The 16,322-nt window shown below is 35.3% G+C and carries 16 protein-coding genes; 7 read left to right on the forward strand and 9 right to left on the reverse strand.

Going from position 1 to position 16,322, the window contains the following annotated elements; all coding sequences use genetic code 11:
- Nucleotides 1-99: 99 nt before the first annotated feature.
- Entirely contained in the window at nt 100-954 is an 855-nt protein-coding gene (locus G8Y85_RS02900) for a GIY-YIG nuclease family protein (protein WP_107368465.1), read from the forward strand.
- Nucleotides 955-969: 15 nt separating this feature from the next.
- On the forward strand, nt 970-1,917 hold the full coding sequence (locus G8Y85_RS02905; RefSeq protein WP_107368464.1) for a S41 family peptidase: 948 nt from the start codon (nt 970-972) through the stop codon (nt 1,915-1,917).
- A 40-nt stretch (nt 1,918-1,957) separates the two neighbouring features.
- Here the strand turns inward: G8Y85_RS02905 and G8Y85_RS02910 are convergent, their stop codons facing one another.
- The 4 genes from G8Y85_RS02910 to G8Y85_RS02925 all read right to left on the reverse strand — a co-directional run bounded on the left by G8Y85_RS02910 (nt 1,958) and on the right by G8Y85_RS02925 (nt 7,487).
- Nucleotides 1,958-3,346: an MFS transporter gene (locus G8Y85_RS02910; protein ID WP_107368463.1), complete on the reverse strand. Its 1,389-nt coding sequence runs from the start codon at nt 3,344-3,346 to the stop codon at nt 1,958-1,960.
- Nucleotides 3,339-4,526, reverse strand: a complete 1,188-nt coding sequence (locus tag G8Y85_RS02915) for a M20 family metallopeptidase (RefSeq protein WP_107368462.1) — start codon at nt 4,524-4,526, stop codon at nt 3,339-3,341. The genes G8Y85_RS02910 and G8Y85_RS02915 overlap by 8 nt, the downstream gene beginning before the upstream one ends.
- A 138-nt stretch (nt 4,527-4,664) precedes the next feature.
- Nucleotides 4,665-6,893 (reverse strand): transcriptional regulator AryK, encoded by a 2,229-nt coding sequence (gene aryK, locus G8Y85_RS02920; RefSeq protein ID WP_107368461.1) that lies wholly within the window; start codon nt 6,891-6,893, stop codon nt 4,665-4,667.
- Nucleotides 6,894-6,986: 93 nt separating this feature from the next.
- A complete protein-coding gene (locus G8Y85_RS02925) occupies nt 6,987-7,487 on the reverse strand; it encodes a phage tail protein (protein WP_107368460.1) in 501 nt (166 codons plus the stop codon).
- A gap of 355 nt (nt 7,488-7,842) precedes the next feature.
- Between G8Y85_RS02925 and G8Y85_RS02930 the strand changes: the two genes are divergently transcribed.
- Nucleotides 7,843-8,733, forward strand: a complete 891-nt coding sequence (locus tag G8Y85_RS02930; protein WP_060552115.1) for a 5'-nucleotidase, lipoprotein e(P4) family — start codon at nt 7,843-7,845, stop codon at nt 8,731-8,733.
- Nucleotides 8,734-8,785: 52 nt separating this feature from the next.
- Here the strand turns inward: G8Y85_RS02930 and G8Y85_RS02935 are convergent, their stop codons facing one another.
- The gene (locus G8Y85_RS02935; RefSeq protein WP_240928884.1) at nt 8,786-8,926 is read right to left on the reverse strand and encodes a DUF6440 family protein; all 141 of its coding nucleotides are present in this window, start codon (nt 8,924-8,926) and stop codon (nt 8,786-8,788) included.
- Between the two features lie 223 nt (nt 8,927-9,149).
- On the opposite strand from G8Y85_RS02935, the gene G8Y85_RS02940 reads away from it, so the two are divergent.
- The 4 genes from G8Y85_RS02940 (at nt 9,150) to G8Y85_RS02955 (ending at nt 12,889) form a co-directional block, all read left to right on the forward strand.
- Nucleotides 9,150-10,076 carry a lactate/malate family dehydrogenase gene (locus G8Y85_RS02940; protein WP_168429112.1) on the forward strand — a complete coding sequence of 309 codons (927 nt, stop codon included), beginning with the start codon at nt 9,150-9,152 and terminating at the stop codon, nt 10,074-10,076.
- A 243-nt stretch (nt 10,077-10,319) separates the two neighbouring features.
- Nucleotides 10,320-12,182, forward strand: coding sequence for an anaerobic ribonucleoside-triphosphate reductase (nrdD, locus tag G8Y85_RS02945; RefSeq protein ID WP_107368459.1), 1,863 nt, complete (start codon nt 10,320-10,322; stop codon nt 12,180-12,182).
- Nucleotides 12,169-12,702: an anaerobic ribonucleoside-triphosphate reductase activating protein gene (nrdG, locus tag G8Y85_RS02950; protein WP_107368458.1), complete on the forward strand. Its 534-nt coding sequence runs from the start codon at nt 12,169-12,171 to the stop codon at nt 12,700-12,702. Before nrdD ends, nrdG begins: the two co-directional genes overlap by 14 nt.
- A 25-nt stretch (nt 12,703-12,727) precedes the next feature.
- Complete coding sequence (locus G8Y85_RS02955) at nt 12,728-12,889, forward strand: DUF308 domain-containing protein (RefSeq protein ID WP_082624772.1); 162 nt, start codon at nt 12,728-12,730, stop codon at nt 12,887-12,889.
- 304 nt (nt 12,890-13,193) lie between these two features.
- Here G8Y85_RS02955 and G8Y85_RS02960 read toward each other — a convergent pair whose 3' ends face one another.
- The 4 genes from G8Y85_RS02960 to G8Y85_RS02975 all read right to left on the reverse strand — a co-directional run.
- Nucleotides 13,194-13,907 carry an exotoxin beta-grasp domain-containing protein gene (locus G8Y85_RS02960; RefSeq protein ID WP_107368457.1) on the reverse strand — a complete coding sequence of 238 codons (714 nt, stop codon included), beginning with the start codon at nt 13,905-13,907 and terminating at the stop codon, nt 13,194-13,196.
- Nucleotides 13,908-14,111: 204 nt separating this feature from the next.
- Nucleotides 14,112-14,822: an exotoxin beta-grasp domain-containing protein gene (locus G8Y85_RS02965; protein ID WP_165805394.1), complete on the reverse strand. Its 711-nt coding sequence runs from the start codon at nt 14,820-14,822 to the stop codon at nt 14,112-14,114.
- 170 nt (nt 14,823-14,992) lie between these two features.
- Entirely contained in the window at nt 14,993-15,682 is a 690-nt protein-coding gene (locus G8Y85_RS02970; protein WP_107368455.1) for an exotoxin beta-grasp domain-containing protein, read from the reverse strand.
- 250 nt (nt 15,683-15,932) lie between these two features.
- On the reverse strand, nt 15,933-16,322 hold a 390-nt coding region (locus G8Y85_RS02975; protein ID WP_165805395.1), incomplete at its 5' end, for an LPXTG cell wall anchor domain-containing protein.

The raw sequence follows: 16,322 nt of genomic DNA on the forward strand, positions 1-16,322 counted from the left end.
CCTTAAAAATCATTGATGAAAGTCATATATCTGATAAAATAATTGGAGTGAATGATATTATAATATTTTGTTTTATATTGCAGAAAGGGTATATGGCTCATGATAAAGTTAAAAGATTTTTTAAAAATTCCAGATGAGAAACATACAAAAATAAAATTCAATATGAATGCGGCAGACGTTTCAAAGCGAGCATGGGATTTTCTTCTAGAAGACAGCGAAGAATGGATTATTATGAATGCATGGAAAACCAAACAAACGAACAACAATTTAAACCATGCCGATTATTTAGTTGCGCTCGCACAATATTATCCATACGGGCCGCAATATTTTATATTCGGAGGACTTTATAAAGTTGAAAAGAAGCTACCTGAAGTGTTTGATGATGTCGGTTATCATCTCACATTAATGGAAGAAAATAGCCAGTATATTAAGCGATTAATTGTTAAAATAGACAAACCTATAGGGCGTGATGTGTATAATCGTCGTTATGAAACGATCCAAGAGCAACTTAACCCAGAAGTCTATGAAGTTGCCCCTAGCACTAAACTAGGCCATTTTAATGGGTATCAAAATGTGAGTTTAAAACATAAAGAACTGCAACAAATCATTCAACACAATGAGCCAAGTTGGAGAGAGGCGTTAAGTTATGTAAAAGGTGTGTATGTCATTACTGACTTAAGTAATGGCCAATTGTATGTCGGATCTGCTTCTGGAAATACAGACGGTATTTGGCAACGATGGGCGTGCTATGCACATTTAAGTGATTTAACCGGTGGTAACAAGGAATTCCATCATATTTTAGAAAATAAAGGCAAAGATCATATTATAAACCATTTTCAATATTCCATTTTAGAAATTTTCGATACGAAAACCAAAGTTGAAGTCATTTTAGAGCGTGAAAATTATTGGAAAAATGTGCTTGATAGTAAGCAACATGGGATGAATCATAATTAACAAGGAGAAAGTGCTGTGAAAAAATTAATTGTAATAGGCTTATCAACATTGTTATTTTTTAGTTTAATTTTTATAGCATTACTTAAAATTGGTCCATTGTTTAATTTATATATTGTGGCGCCTTCCACGCAATCATATGTAAAAATCGCAATTAATCAAATGGATATGCATGGTCTGTATGCGAAAGGTGACAAGTGGGAACGTGCAAAAGACAAAGCTTTAAATGACACCCAGAAGGCACAAGATTATAAAGATACACATACATATTTAGAAGAAGCTTTGAAGGTTGCTGGAGGTAAACATTCATTTTTGTATACTAAAAAAGAAAAAATGTCTCAAAGTGGTGAGACTCAATATCCTAAGATTACACTTAAGAATGATATTTTGACCATTAAATTACCTGGTTTTATGGGGAGTGAAAAAGAGGGCAAACGCTATGCTAATGAGGTTAGCAAAGCAATTCAACGTGAAAACTATAAAGGTATTATTATTGATTTACAAGATAACTATGGCGGAGATATGGGTCCGATGATAGCAAGTATATCGCCTTTATTAAAAAATGGTACATTATTGACGTATGTTGATGGTGACGATAATAAAACAGATGTTAATTTAGACGGTAGCCAGACTGAAAACGGGGGAACGCCGATTGAATTAAATAATGTAGAAAAAGTTAAAAATGTACCGATTGCTATTATAATAAATAAAAAAACTGCGAGTTCAGGTGAAATAACAGCTTTAGCATTCAAAGGAGCTAAAAATATAAAATATTTTGGTGAAAATTCTGGAGGATATACATCAGCTAATACGACTATAAAATTATATGATGGTACATTAATGAATTTAACAACACATCGCCTTGAGGATAAACAAGGAAATGCTTATGAAAATAATCCAATTATTCCTGATGTAAAATCTAATAATCCTGAAGAAGATGCTACAAAGTGGTTAAAATTAAAATAAAACCAAGTGATGATTTTGGTCATCACTTGGTTTTTATCTATTATTTTACTTTACGTGGATCATCATTAGGAACGGCGTAAACAATCGCAATAAATGCGATAATACCCATCGCAACGTTGACCCATAAAGCTATCATTGCACCTTGAAATGCGTTTGTTGCAGCGACGGCAATCCCATAAACGGCACCACTTATCGCGACACCGAATGCGCCCCCAAGTGATGAAGCCATTTTGTAAATACCAGATGCTACACCGACTTTATCAACAGGTGCGTTTGAAATCGCAGTGTCTGTTGATGGTGTCGCATATAAACCGAGGCCTAAACCAAAACATAAAAAACCGATGACACAACCGATGATATAAATCGTTTCAGGTAAGAAGGTTAAAGAAATTAGACCCACACCAATCACAACGATAAATGTACCGAGTAACATTGGATTTTTGGCACCCATTTTTTGTAAAAATTTTTCTCCAACACGAATCATTAATAGTACCGTGACTAAATACGTAATGGTTAAGTATCCTGCTTGTAAGGATGTATAACCTAATCCTTGTTGCACAAAAGTATTAGCAACAATCAGTGTGCCTGCGACGCCATTAAGTAAAAAGTTTGAAATTGTAGCGCCTGTATACGGTTTATTCGTAAATAATTTAAAATCAATTAACGGGTTGTTTACGTTTTTTTCTGCTTTTATGAATAACAAGAATGAAACGATGACGATCGCAATTAATCCGTAAAAGTATGGGGATGTAAATCCAATAGTGGCACCTTTTGTGATGACGACATTTAAGCTTAATAACATCACAACTAAAATGATTAAACCTTTAACATCAAATTTTGAAATTGCAGTGGATTCAGATTTAGATTCAGGTGTGCCTTTAATTAATACAAACGATAAAATTGCGACAATAATAGAAAAGATGAAAATCCAACGCCATCCTAACGTTGTAGCAACTGCACCGCCAAAGAGTGAACATATACCGCTACCGCCCCAAGAGCCAATGGACCAATAGCTTAAGGCACGTTGACGTTCTGCGCCTTCAAAATAGGCTTTCATTAACGCAAGTGTAGATGGCATGATACACGCTGCTGAAAAACCTTGAATAATACGACCTAAAATAAGTAGCAATGGAAAGTTTGTAATGATAATTAACGTTGAGCCAATGATGCTGAGTAAAAGGCCAATATTGGTCATTTTGACGCGCCCAATTTTATCGGCTAAGCCACCCGCACCTACGACAAACATCCCTGAGAAAAGGGCAGTGACTGAAATGGCAATACTAATTGTTCCTATGTCAGCGTCAAAACTCTTTTGTAATGGCGGTACAACGTTCACCAATGACTGAGCGAATAACCAGAACGTAATGACACCAAGTACAATCCCTAAAATTAATCTATTATTCCCTTTATATGACTGTGTATTATTCATGGTCGTCATCCCCTTTTAAGTAGTCTAATACGACAGTTCCTACAGCTTGAGCTGATGTAAGTAATGCTTTTTCACTAATATTAAATTTTGGATGATGATGCGGATACATTTCACCATCTTCTGGTGCAGCGCCCACATAAATAAATGCGCTTGGTCGTTCTTGCGCATAGTATGCAAAGTCTTCAGAAGGGGGTTGAGGTTCACACAATGCGACATCAAAATCTAAATCTGCATTTTTTAATGTTTTTCCGACATATTCTGTGAATTCGGGGTCGTTATACAATGCTGGGTAATCATCTTGATATTCGAGTTCGCATGTCACCCCGTACATAACTTCTAAGCCGTTTGTAATGCGTTTAATTTCTTTTTCAATTGTGCGTTTGGTGTCGTTGGTTAAACCACGCACGTCGCCCTCAATCGTAATATGATCTTTAATGACGTTAAACTGGCCTTTACCGTCAAATGATCCGATTGTAATAACTCCTGTTTCAAATGGATTAAGGCGTCGAGATACGACCGTTTGAATTGAAGACACAAATTCTGCACCTGCGACAATCGCATCGTTTGCCGCATGTGGTGACGAGCCATGACCGCCTTTACCGATTACTTTGAGTTTGAAGAAGGCACGGCCTGTTTGGACATAACCAGGACGATAATATACAGTACCTGTTTCCATCGTGCTCATGACGTGGACGCCTAATACATGGTCAACACCCTCTAATACGCCATCTTTTATCATGCCAATGGCACCACCAGGGGGTACTTCTTCTGCAGGTTGGTGGATGACCACCACTTTGCCCGTAAAGTGGTCTTTCATTTCAGCTAATGTTTCTGCGAGCACTAACATGTATGCAGTGTGGGCATCGTGACCACAGGCATGCATAACACCTTTATTTTGGGAGGCAAAAGGTAAGCCCGTATCTTCTTCGATAGGTAGCGCATCAAAGTCGGCGCGAATGGCTAACGTTTTACCAGGACGTCCAGAATCAATAGTGATTTTGATACCACGCTCACCAATACCTTCTTCTATCGTCACATCTTTATCTTGATAAAAGTCGGCAATATATTTAGACGTCTGTTCTTCTTTAAAAGAGAGTTCGGGATGCTGGTGTAAATAACGACGAATTTCAATCATTTTTGATTCTTTTTCGGTCAATTTTTGAATTAATTTTTCACACATAATGGTTCATCTCCTTAACTCTATTTTAAAAGATTAAGTATCATATTTATTTCCCTTATATATCATTTCACTATACTATTCTCATTGTTTTCAACATAAAAAAAGAGATAGGACAAAAACAGATAAACTATTTTTGTCCTAATCCATATACTTTTTTACATCTATGAGATGAATCGCATTGGTTAATAATTTCAGATTATAGGTTAAGTCTTGGGTGACGAATTTTTCGCTGACTTCTAATTTCGGGTAAGATAACCGATCGATATAGGCAATGGATTCCGCATCGATGCCTGTACGTGTATTATACGATTGCCAAACTTGGTATAAGGCGCCATGTTCTTTATCTAGCGTGTAATGTTTGAGACGATAAAGTCCAGAGTATAGATGTTTAACCGTTAAGGCGACATCCTTATTTTCAAGAAAGGGCAGTGGTGAGTTGAGTGATAAATACGGATTAAAATGTTCCGCATCATAAACAATGATTTGAAAATGTTCTGGCCGACCTACAACAATACAATTATGGTCATGAAATAACACTTGGGATGATAGTTTTTTAAATAAATGACTTGTGAAAAACGCAGGTCGTTTACTATTGTATTGATGGAAAAGTTCAATGCTATTCATATATTCTTTTTCATTTTTCACATGTAATGTATGTAAATCATAATTAAGCCAATATCCAATCGTATCAATCATTTTATTTAAGCGTAAAAACTGTTCAAAAATAATGCCGCCTCTAAAATATTCACCATTCGTGAGATGCGTATCACCTGTTAACGTATTCCAATTAAGTAGAATAAGAGGTTTATCAATGTGATGTTGATTTAAAAAGGCTTTCACTTCATTGGCCTTATCAATAATATGATGTTTTGTATTTTCAAAAAGCTCATCATCTGTAATATCAAAATTAACCAAATCATTTTGGTTCGCATCGAAACTCACATGCCCAATATGTGATGTATCATATTGAAGCATATTCAGGGCATTTTGCGGATGGTAAAGGTCTAGATGAACGATACATTTTACATTCGGGATAAAACGTTCAACACAACGAATGACTTTTTGATATGCCGGTAAGTCTACATGTTTAATGTAGAGTTTTAAATTTAAGTGTTCTAAGGAATCATCACGCATCACAATATGCATTAAAAACGCTTTAAGTTGATCGAGATAGGCATCTAAGTCATCAAACGGTGATAGTGTCATAATTAAACCAATACGGTGTTGTTTTAAAAAATCAATACACGCATCCACCTTGTTGTAGCGCTGATAATTCGAAATAGATTCATCCGTAATAACTTCGTTTAAAATCAAATTTGGACTCGACAAAGGGTCATGAATTAAGACGTGTGTCAGACCGATGTCAGACTGACAGGTCACTAATTGTTGTTGGACGTGCGCGCTTAAAAGTGCCTCCATATTGCCAATTTGAATAATATGTTTAAAATGATGAATCGTTTCATCCGTTGGGTGAAGTGTCATTTGAATATGTTTACCGATTTCAGGATTTTGAACCAAATGTTGTTGATCATTCATAACATAGCGAGATAAATTTAAAATGAGTTCCTTTTTAGAGACGCTCGTGTGTGGCTTTGGTTGTGTATGAATTTGATGTACCTCACGATATTGCGTTGGTGTTGTGTTCATCTGTTTTTTAAACGTGCGAGATAAGAGTGCAGAATTACTAAAACCATTTTGAAGCGCAATCTCTATCATGGGTTTGTCCGTATGAATTAAGTCTAGAATGACATGATCTAAACGTACTTTGTTTAAGTATTGTAAAAAGCCCATGTTCAATTTTTTAGTAAACAATTTTGATAAATAAGCTGGAGACAGATTGACATATTGCGCCATATCATGAAGTGTAATCTCTTCATTAAAATGATGCTCGATATACTGGCAGACGCGATTCAAGCGCATATCTTCAGTCGTCGCCATACCGTGTTCCATATCTTTTTGAGGAATGTATTTCACCATTAATAACAAAAGTTCAATCATTTGTTGTTCAATGAGCAGTTTGAAATATTTGTTTTTTCGTAAGTACATAATGCCGATTTTAGCGAGAAAGTTCTTAATCCATTTCATCGAATCATCAGTAGAATCGGGTTCAAATACAGGAAGTCCATCAATTACATGATCAATAAATTGTAAATTCATATTAAACTGCATAAAGTCGCCATCTAAATCATTAATAATAAGCTCATCTCGATGATTTAAAAGTAAAACTTTGCCGGACTCAATATCGATATTAGTATTGTTAACAAGACATTGAAGACGTCCCTCAAGCACAAAAATATACGTGATTCCACTACATTTATACAGGGTACGTGGATGTAATGCATTGAACGAAATATGGTAGTTAGTCATCGTATCACTCACTCTTTATTTGTTAATTTCATTTTAACATGTTGTAGATTGTAAGAAGTGAATCGTTATGCTTCATATAAAATGATAAATCCATTATTCATAATCAGTATCCATGATGTCGGCATATTTTGCTTTATAGTTTTTAATCACTTCTTCTGAACAGCTGATGACATCTAATACATCGCTACTGATATATACGATATGATGATTGTTATAAAAAATGATATAAGGATTTATAAATGAACGAGGAACGTAGAGTAGATAATTTATCAAAGCTTCATTCGTAAGTTTGTAAAAGGTTGATATGATATATGTATCTTCACCGACGTGGACGTCTTCACGCCAATTTATAATATTAAAAAACCGGCCTACACGTGTTTTTTCTCTAGCATGAATCGGGGAAAGATACTTACTTAGGAATGAACAATGTGTTGTATCTGGGGTGTCAAACAACTGATTCACGATTGTGGTCACTAAAGGTTTACTAATCATATCAGCATCAAACCTTATGCGATGAGGGATTGAAACTTGAAAGAATGGTGTTTCGCTTTCTAAATCAAATGTTAGTGATAAATTTCTTAAGATTATATTCATTGGGATGCTCCATTCTCAATCGTTGTAAAATCAAGGTAAGATATGTAATTTGGCTGTTTTGTTGTTTAATGTGTGTGGCAGAACAGATTTCATTAAAACATAAATGACAGCAAAACCATTTTATCATTATTAGCTTATCATATAGATCGATATGTGAAGTTTCATTTGTATTCCTGTTTTAAGGAAATGTAAGAAACACCCTTCAAATATGAACCCATTCAGTATTTCTAAATATAATAAAAATACGCACATAATTGTTGAGCTTTATTTTAAAAACACTTATGATATAAGCGTATAAGACAATAATTAATTGTTCTACTTTTATACAATATACATAAAAAGGTGATTGGATATTATGAACAAATGGACAAAAACAGCAACAACACTTTTAGCTTTAGGGATGATTACGTCTACTGTACCTTCTGACACGTTTGCAGGTGCTGAAGCCCCAACACAACAAACTCAAACGCAAGCTGAATCAGATTATGTGAAACAATTGAGCGAACAAAATGTGATGAGTGTGGCATGGTACCAAAACTCTGCAGAGGCAAAAGCACTTTATGCTCAAGGGTATAACAGCGCGAAAGAAACGTTAAGTAAAAAAATTAAACAGCATAAAGGTGGCAAAAAATTAGCCATTGTTTTAGATATTGATGAAACGGTATTAGATAATTCACCATTTCAAGCGGCAAGTGCGTTAAATGGCACATCTTTCCCAACTGGATGGCACGAATGGGTGAAAAGTGCGCAAGCGAAGCCTGTTTACGGTGCGAAAGACTTTTTAACGTATGCAGATAAACATGATGTAGAAATATTCTATGTATCTGACCGCTCTCATGAAAAAGATTTAGATGCGACGATTAAAAACTTGAAAAAAGAAAAATTACCGCAAGCGGATAAAAAACATGTGTTATTGAAAAAAGCGGGCGATAAGAGTAAAGAAGAACGTCGTGATAAAGTACGTTCAGACTACAATTTAGTGATGTTATTTGGTGACAATTTACTTGATTTTGAAGAGCCAAAAGAAGCGTCTCAAAAATCACGTGATGAATTAGTTCGCCAACATGAAGATGATTTTGGAAGTAAATACATTATCTTCCCGAATCCAATGTACGGTAGCTGGGAAGCGACATTATACAATAATGACTACAGCATCAGTGCGAAACAAAAAGTGGAGAAACGTAAGCAATCACTTAAATATTTTGATATGAAAACAAATAAAGTGAAAACATATCAAGGAGAATAAGATACTCAAACCAATATAACAGCCGTAGATTCATGAGTCTACGGCTGTTACTTTATGTATTGGATTTTAACGCTTGTGGATCGACTTTTGATACATTACCATTTCTATCTAATAAAGGTGTTATACCTGTCCCAGCTCCAGCTCTATTTGATAGATACTGAATCCCTGTTTCTCTATCGGTTAGATGTAACAAGCTACCTCTTTAGACTGCCCGCATGCTTCTACAATAAAACGATTGTAGTTGTCTTTCGTAAACATCACTTTGACTCCCACCTTTCTTAAATGTGTGTCAACATCACTGTATCATTCATAACATATGACAATCAAAAATGATTATCTTTTTTCATTTTAATTTCAATCATTATTGTATTAAAATGTACTTTAACACATAAAATCGTTAAAAAGGAGTGGCTATCATGAAGTTAGGTATTATAGGAATTGGTAAAGTAGGAAGTCAATTTTTAACAGATATACAGTATATGAATCTCTTTTCAAAAATTGTTGTGATTGATTCTAATGCTCAATTGGCTGAAGGTGAAGTGTTAGATCACCATCATGCGCAAGGGTTGTCACGTACAAATCATATTGATATTTGCGTTGGAACATACAATGATTTATCAGATGCAGATGTGGTTGTGGTGACGGCAAGTGTGCCGATGGATCCGGATATTCCTGATCGCACAGCGTTAACGAAAGGGAACATTTCATTAATTGAAGACATTATGCATCAATTGTATCGCGTGACAACAAAACCACTCGTCATTTTTGTATCTAATCCTGTAGATGCGATGACGTATATTGCGACACAAGCGAATGACTATCCGAATGAGAAAATTATGGGAACAGGAACATTACTCGAAACTGCACGCTTTAAAACGCTCATCGCCGATCATTATGATATTGATCCAAAAAGTGTTGAAGGATTTGTGATTGGAGAACATGGGCAACATGCGGTGCCTGTATGGAGTAAAGTGACCATTTCAGGGATGTCGCTTGAAGAATTTGAAAAACTGTCGGACAAACCACGCATAAATAAAGAAGCCATTTCTCAACAAATCGATAAAGTATCTTTTGATGTATTAAAAAATAAAGGCTGGACAAATGTCGCAATTTCTAAAACAACAGTGAACTTAGTTAAAAGTTTAGTATTAAATGAGAAGTCAGTGATGCCGATTACATCACTTCAAGAACAAGATCAGATAGCTATCAGTTTACCAACATTAACGCATCAAAACGGTATTAACCAGGTATTTGATATTACACTTGATGAAGCGGAACAACAACATTTTGAGGCTGCAAAAAATTACATTAAAGCAACGATAAATATTAAAAATCAACGTTAATTTCCCATAAAGATGAACAGTTAACACCGATGATTCGGAGGTTAACTGTTTTTTATGTTGTACGTCAAAGTTATTTTTAGCACTTGTTATAATGTAAATTATTTTTGAATTGCCCGCTTTTCAAAGTTCAACGTTTATTAACAAACTTTTGACAGTTGTGTTAACAGTCTGATTTTTGTTTGAAATACTATATATAGTGTCTTAGATTGTAGGTAGACACAATATATAGAAAGGGTTGATGTTATGAAACAATTGGAAGTGGCTTTACAAGGACTCATCACCAAAGATCCAACAGTGGTGAATGAAAATGCGAATAAAGACAGCAACACGTTTTCAACAATGCGTGACTTAACAGCAGGGGTGGTTTCAAAATCATACGCATTAGAACATTTATTACCAAAACGTGTGGCGGAAGCACATAAAAATGGTGACATTCATTTTCATGATTTAGACTACCATCCGTTTCAACCTTTAACAAATTGTTGCCTTATTGACGCCAAATCAATGTTACAACATGGTTTTGAAATTGGAAATGCGAATGTGACCTCTCCTAAATCGATTCAAACCGCGACGGCGCAACTGGTTCAAATCATTGCGAATGTTTCAAGTAGTCAGTACGGGGGCTGTACTGTCGACCGCGTCGATGAATTACTCAGTACATATGCACGTTTTAATGAAGCACACCATAGATCCATCGCTACACAATTTGTAAAAGAAGATGCGATTGAAACATACGTTGACCAACAAGTGACAAAAGATATTGGTGATGCGATTGAAAGTTTAGAGTATGAAATTAATACGTTATATACGTCGAACGGACAGACACCTTTTGTAACTTTAGGATTTGGGCTTGGGACGGATACATTGAGCCGAAAAATCCAACAAGCGATATTAAAAACGCGTATTAAAGGATTAGGTAAAACACGCATGACGGCAATTTTTCCAAAATTAGTGTTTTCGATTAAAAAAGGTGTGAATTTTAGTGAGAACGATCCTAACTATGATATTAAACAATTGGCACTCGAATGTTCGACTAAACGAATGTATCCGGATGTCTTAAATTATGAGGCATTAGTGAATATATTAGGTGATTTTAAAGCACCTATGGGATGTCGCTCCTTTTTACAAGCATGGCGTGATGCTGAAGGTCAATTTGAAAATAATGGGCGTTGTAATTTAGGTGTAGTCACCCTAAACCTTCCACGTATAGCGATAGAATCAAAAGGTGATAAACTCGCGTTTTGGCAAATATTTCATGAACGTATGGATGTCCTACATGAAGCGTTACTGTACCGCTTAGAACGTGTGCTTCAAGCAACGCCTGAAAATGCGCCGATTTTATATAAGAGTGGGGCGTTTAAATATAAATTACAGCATAACGAACCCGTATCAGATGTGTTTAAACATCGTCGCGCCACAGTATCAATGGGATACATCGGCTTATATGAAGTGGCGACGGTCTTTTACGGTCCGAATTGGGAAACAAATCCTGAAGCTAAAGCATTTACGTTAGATATTTTAAAAGAAATGAAAGATTATCAACAAAAATGGACTGAAGATACAGATATTTGGTTTAGTATTTATAGCACGCCAAGCGAATCATTAACTGACCGCTTTTGTCGATTAGATTTTGAAAAATTTGGTGCGATTCCGAACATTACAGATAAAGGTTATTATACAAATTCCTTTCATTATGATGTGCGAAAAGATGTGACGCCTTTTGAGAAAATAGATTTTGAAAAAGACTATCCGTATTATGCAAGTGGTGGTTTTATTCACTATTGCGAGTATCCAAAGTTAAATCATAATTTGAAGGCGTTAGAAGCGGTATGGGATTATGCGTATGACAAAGTCGGCTATTTAGGAACGAATATTCCTATTGATCGTTGTTATGAATGTGGGTTTGAAGGAGATTTTGAAACGACAGCGCAAGGTTATACATGTCCTCATTGCGGTAATAGTGACCCTAAAACGATTGATGTGGTCAAACGGACGTGTGGTTATTTAGGAAATCCAGTTCAAAGACCCGTCATTGAAGGACGTCAAAAAGAAATTTGTGCTCGAGTGAAACATATGAAAGATGGCAAAAACCATGACCGTTCTTGATATTGTAGAAGGACGAGGCTACATTGCGAAAATCGAACAACAAAGTTTTGTTGACGGGGAAGGTGTACGCGTCAGCATGTATGTGTCAGGGTGCCCATTTCAATGTGAAGGGTGTTATAACGTTGCTGCTCAAAAATTTAATTATGGCGAAACTTTTTCTGACGATATTTTAGAAGAAATTTTGACCTACTGCGAACCAGATTACATTTCAGGCCTGAGTATTTTGGGTGGAGAGCCATTTTGTAATATTGATATTACGTTAAAAGTGGCGCGTGCGTTTCGTGAAAAATTTGGCCAGCGTAAAACATTATGGGTTTGGACGGGGTTCCTATTCGAATATTTGAAAAATGATACAGGTCCAAGACGTCAATTATTGACCTTTGTCGATGTGTTAGTCGATGGATTATTTATACAATCATTATATCAACCCAATTTAGCGTATAAAGGGTCGTTAAATCAACGTGTGATTGATGTTCCACGTGCTTTGGAAATGAATCGACCCATCATATATACTGAATAGTAAATAATAAAAAGGATGATTCATTATGAAACAAGGATATTTAACGTTGCTTATCGGCATTTTATTCTTGATAAGTGCTATCGTGTTTACCGTGAAACATTCATGGTTGTTCACTACAATTTTTATCATTGTAGGTGTGATGTATATTTTTAAATATTTTAAATTGAAGAAAAATGGCTCACAGTAACACCTAACGTTCATTTATTTCAATCAATAAAACAGGCTATCGTTACGAGGGGGGCTCTGTAACGATAGCACTGCTTTTTAGAAACATATCAATTCTAATTTATATTTGAAGTTTAATCATGCACTTAAATTGTTGGATTTGTGAATATCAAGCAACAGTTCCAGTGTCCTATCACTTGCTCTTTGTCTCTTACATGTGATTGATGTGTATTAAAAGTTGTTGCTGAGTATACCTGTAAATGTGCCAATCAAGGGGGCAACTTGATAGCAAGGCACGGCTTTACGGTAGGGTTTAATTTTTAATATTACATTGTAACTAGAATTTTTTTGATTTTAGTTGGATCAATGACAACACCCATACGGTGTTCTTCTAAAACTCTGTTTAATTGGAATGTGTAGTAGTCATTCTTTTTGCCAGTATCCATTACAACTCTAATTTTACCGTTGCTGAGACCATTTTCATATAAACCGTATCGCTGTATCAATATTTTTTTGATTTTAAAATCTAATTCTTTCAGTGAAATTTGTTCTTTAGAAATAAGGTATGGGAATGAACCTAATAAAGCAGGTTTGCCATCCGCACCTTTTTTCGCCACGGTAATTGAAGGGCTTGCGACATAATCAAAATATTGCGCTTTATTAGTCTTCGTAATACCGCCAGTCGTTTTAACGATTTTACTATTAGGATTATTTTCGTTTACAACGAATACATCAACACCTGTTAAATTCGCAGTGTAAAGACCTTGATCAATGCCTTTAAGTTTAATCGCTGTTGTTTTTGTATTGTCTTTAACGACAACTACATTTTCACGCTTAGGTGCTGCATAAGCGTTTACGTTACGTAATTCTGTATAACCATTTGAGTAATACGCTTTAACCTTTTCGAAAGTTGTTTGATTACTTTGTGTAGTTTCTGCTTTTGGCGTTGCAGCACTTACAGATTGAGCGTTTGTTGTTATAATTCCTGTTGTTAAAATTCCTAATGCTAAACTTGCTTTAGCAATTGTAGATAATTTCATATTCTTAGCTCCTTTATGTTGTACAAAGTGATAGTAAATGGAAAACTTAAAATACGACCAATCCCTTTTAGTATAAGCGAGGACTTTAATTTTTAAAATTAAATAACGTTTAACTATACATAACGTTTATTTAAATAATCTACTAATTATATAAAAAAGTTAGCTTATAGAACAATCACAGAGCGTGCGTGTAATGTTCTGAAATTACAACTTGATATCGATTTTCTTTATATGGATATCAATATGTTCTATATCTTCTGGACTAATTAACACGCCCATTCTTTTGTACTGTAATGATTGCGTTAAATCGATTACGTGGCGTTTTCCATTTTTCATTTTTACGGTAATGTCTCCGTATTTATAGCCGTTTTCATATAACTCAGCATTTTTAATAAGATCTTGTCTTAATTTAAAATCTAATTCTTTTAAAGTCAGCTGCTGTTTGTTTGAGCTAATATTATAATGATAATCCCCTTGTACTGTTTCAGTCGTTTTATATAATGAAACGGCTATTTTAGTGCTCCAATTCAGATTGCTTGTAAAATTTGTTCTTGATAAACCGCCCACGGAGTAGTGTACACGTTGATTGCCTTCTTCTTGAACTGTAAATACATCTAAATTATGTACTTTGCCGTTAGCGTATGCATTTTTATCATCTCCAGATAATAAAATATTTGTGAGACGGCCCTTTGATCTAAGAAAGGCTTTATTGCCTTTTTTAAATACAGATACTTTTTTATATTCATAATATGGACGTGAATAATACTCGTGTAAAAATTTGTTTTCTGAATTAACAATTCTTGGACGTGAATCCTCTTGATGATTTGCTTGTGCATATTGTACGTTTGTTGTTATAACACCTGTAGTTAAAATACCAAGTGCCAATGTTGTTTTAGCAATTGTAGATAATTTCATATTTTTAGCTCCTTTTTGATAGGTCAATTGATGCGCAGTACGCATTAGAATACTACGACCAATCACGCATCAAGTGCCTTTGTGAGAAAGTGTTTAAATAGCGTTACACACTATAAAAAGTCCGATAAATTTAAAAACCGATAGTTGAAATACACGTGTGTGTGCCGGTTTTATGATTTCATTTCTACGTGAATATGATCAATTTGTGTGGCATCAATGACTGTACCCATTTGAGACACAGGCAATTTATCACTCAAATCAATGTCATGTCTTACATTATCTTTCATTCTAATAAAGATGTTGCCATGCTTGTAACCGTTAGTATATAAACCATCATGTTCAACAAGTTGTTGTCTAAGTTTGAAATCCAACTCTTTTAGAGATACATTTTGTTTTTCAATTGATAAATGGACATCATCTGTGAAAATGCCTGTACCATTGGATTTGCGTAATGAAATTTTAGGCGTGATAGGGTCATCTTTCAGTGATATTGTGTTTTGTGTAATTCCACCGATAGATGGAAGTTTCGTATCATTGTATTCTCTTACGGCAAACACATCGATATTAGAAACTGGACCGTCTTGATATTTATTTAATTCACTTTGTGGTAGTTGAATACGTAGAGGGTGATGATCAGTTTCGACTGTAATTTGGTTGTCTTTCTTAGTACCTGATACATTATTGAATTCATAATAAGCTTGTCGATAATATGAATGTAATGATGTATTGTCTTTATTGATAATTTGTACGCCGGAGTTAAAGCTTTCTGCAGCATTGGCTGATTGAGCATGTGTTGTTATGATTCCTGTTGTTAAAATACCTAAGGCTAAACTTGATTTAGCGATTGTAGATAATTTCATGTCTATTGCTCCTTTTATTTAAAAATATGATGATTATTGATTACGTAATACAAATCATTACTTTCATTATAAGGAGGAGCATCATTTTATAGAATTAAATACCGATTAATAACATGTTAATAAGTTATAAAAGGTTAGTTGAGTGGTATTAATGAGAGTCCAAAAAGATGATTTATAGAGTAACTGAGATAAAAAAACAACGACGTGTTTTCACATGTCGTTGTTTCTTTTTTTATCACTTTTTGAACAATTATTTTTGTTGAGACGTACGTTTTCTACGGATGAAACACATTGCACCAAGCCCAGCAAGCAATGTGCCGATGAGGCCAGAATGAGTACTTTCATGACCTGTTTCTGGTAAAGCCGCTTTAGGAGAGGCTTGAGATTTATAGCTTACAGGTTTTACCATTTGAACGTGTACAGCATGGTGTGACTGAGTCATATGAGACATTGGTTCCGGCGTTGGTTCTGGAGTCGGCTCAGGCGTTGGTTCTGGAGTCGGCTCAGGCGTTGGTTCCGGAGTCGGCTCAGGCGTTGGTTCTGGAGTCGGCTCAGGTGTTGGCTCCGGAGTCGGCTCAGGCGTTGGTTCCGGAGTCGGCTCAGGCGTTGGTTCTGGAGTCGGCTCAGGCGTTGGTTCCGG

Source organism: Staphylococcus sp. 11007852, assembly GCF_011394325.1.
Taxonomy (GTDB): domain Bacteria; phylum Bacillota; class Bacilli; order Staphylococcales; family Staphylococcaceae; genus Staphylococcus; species Staphylococcus agnetis.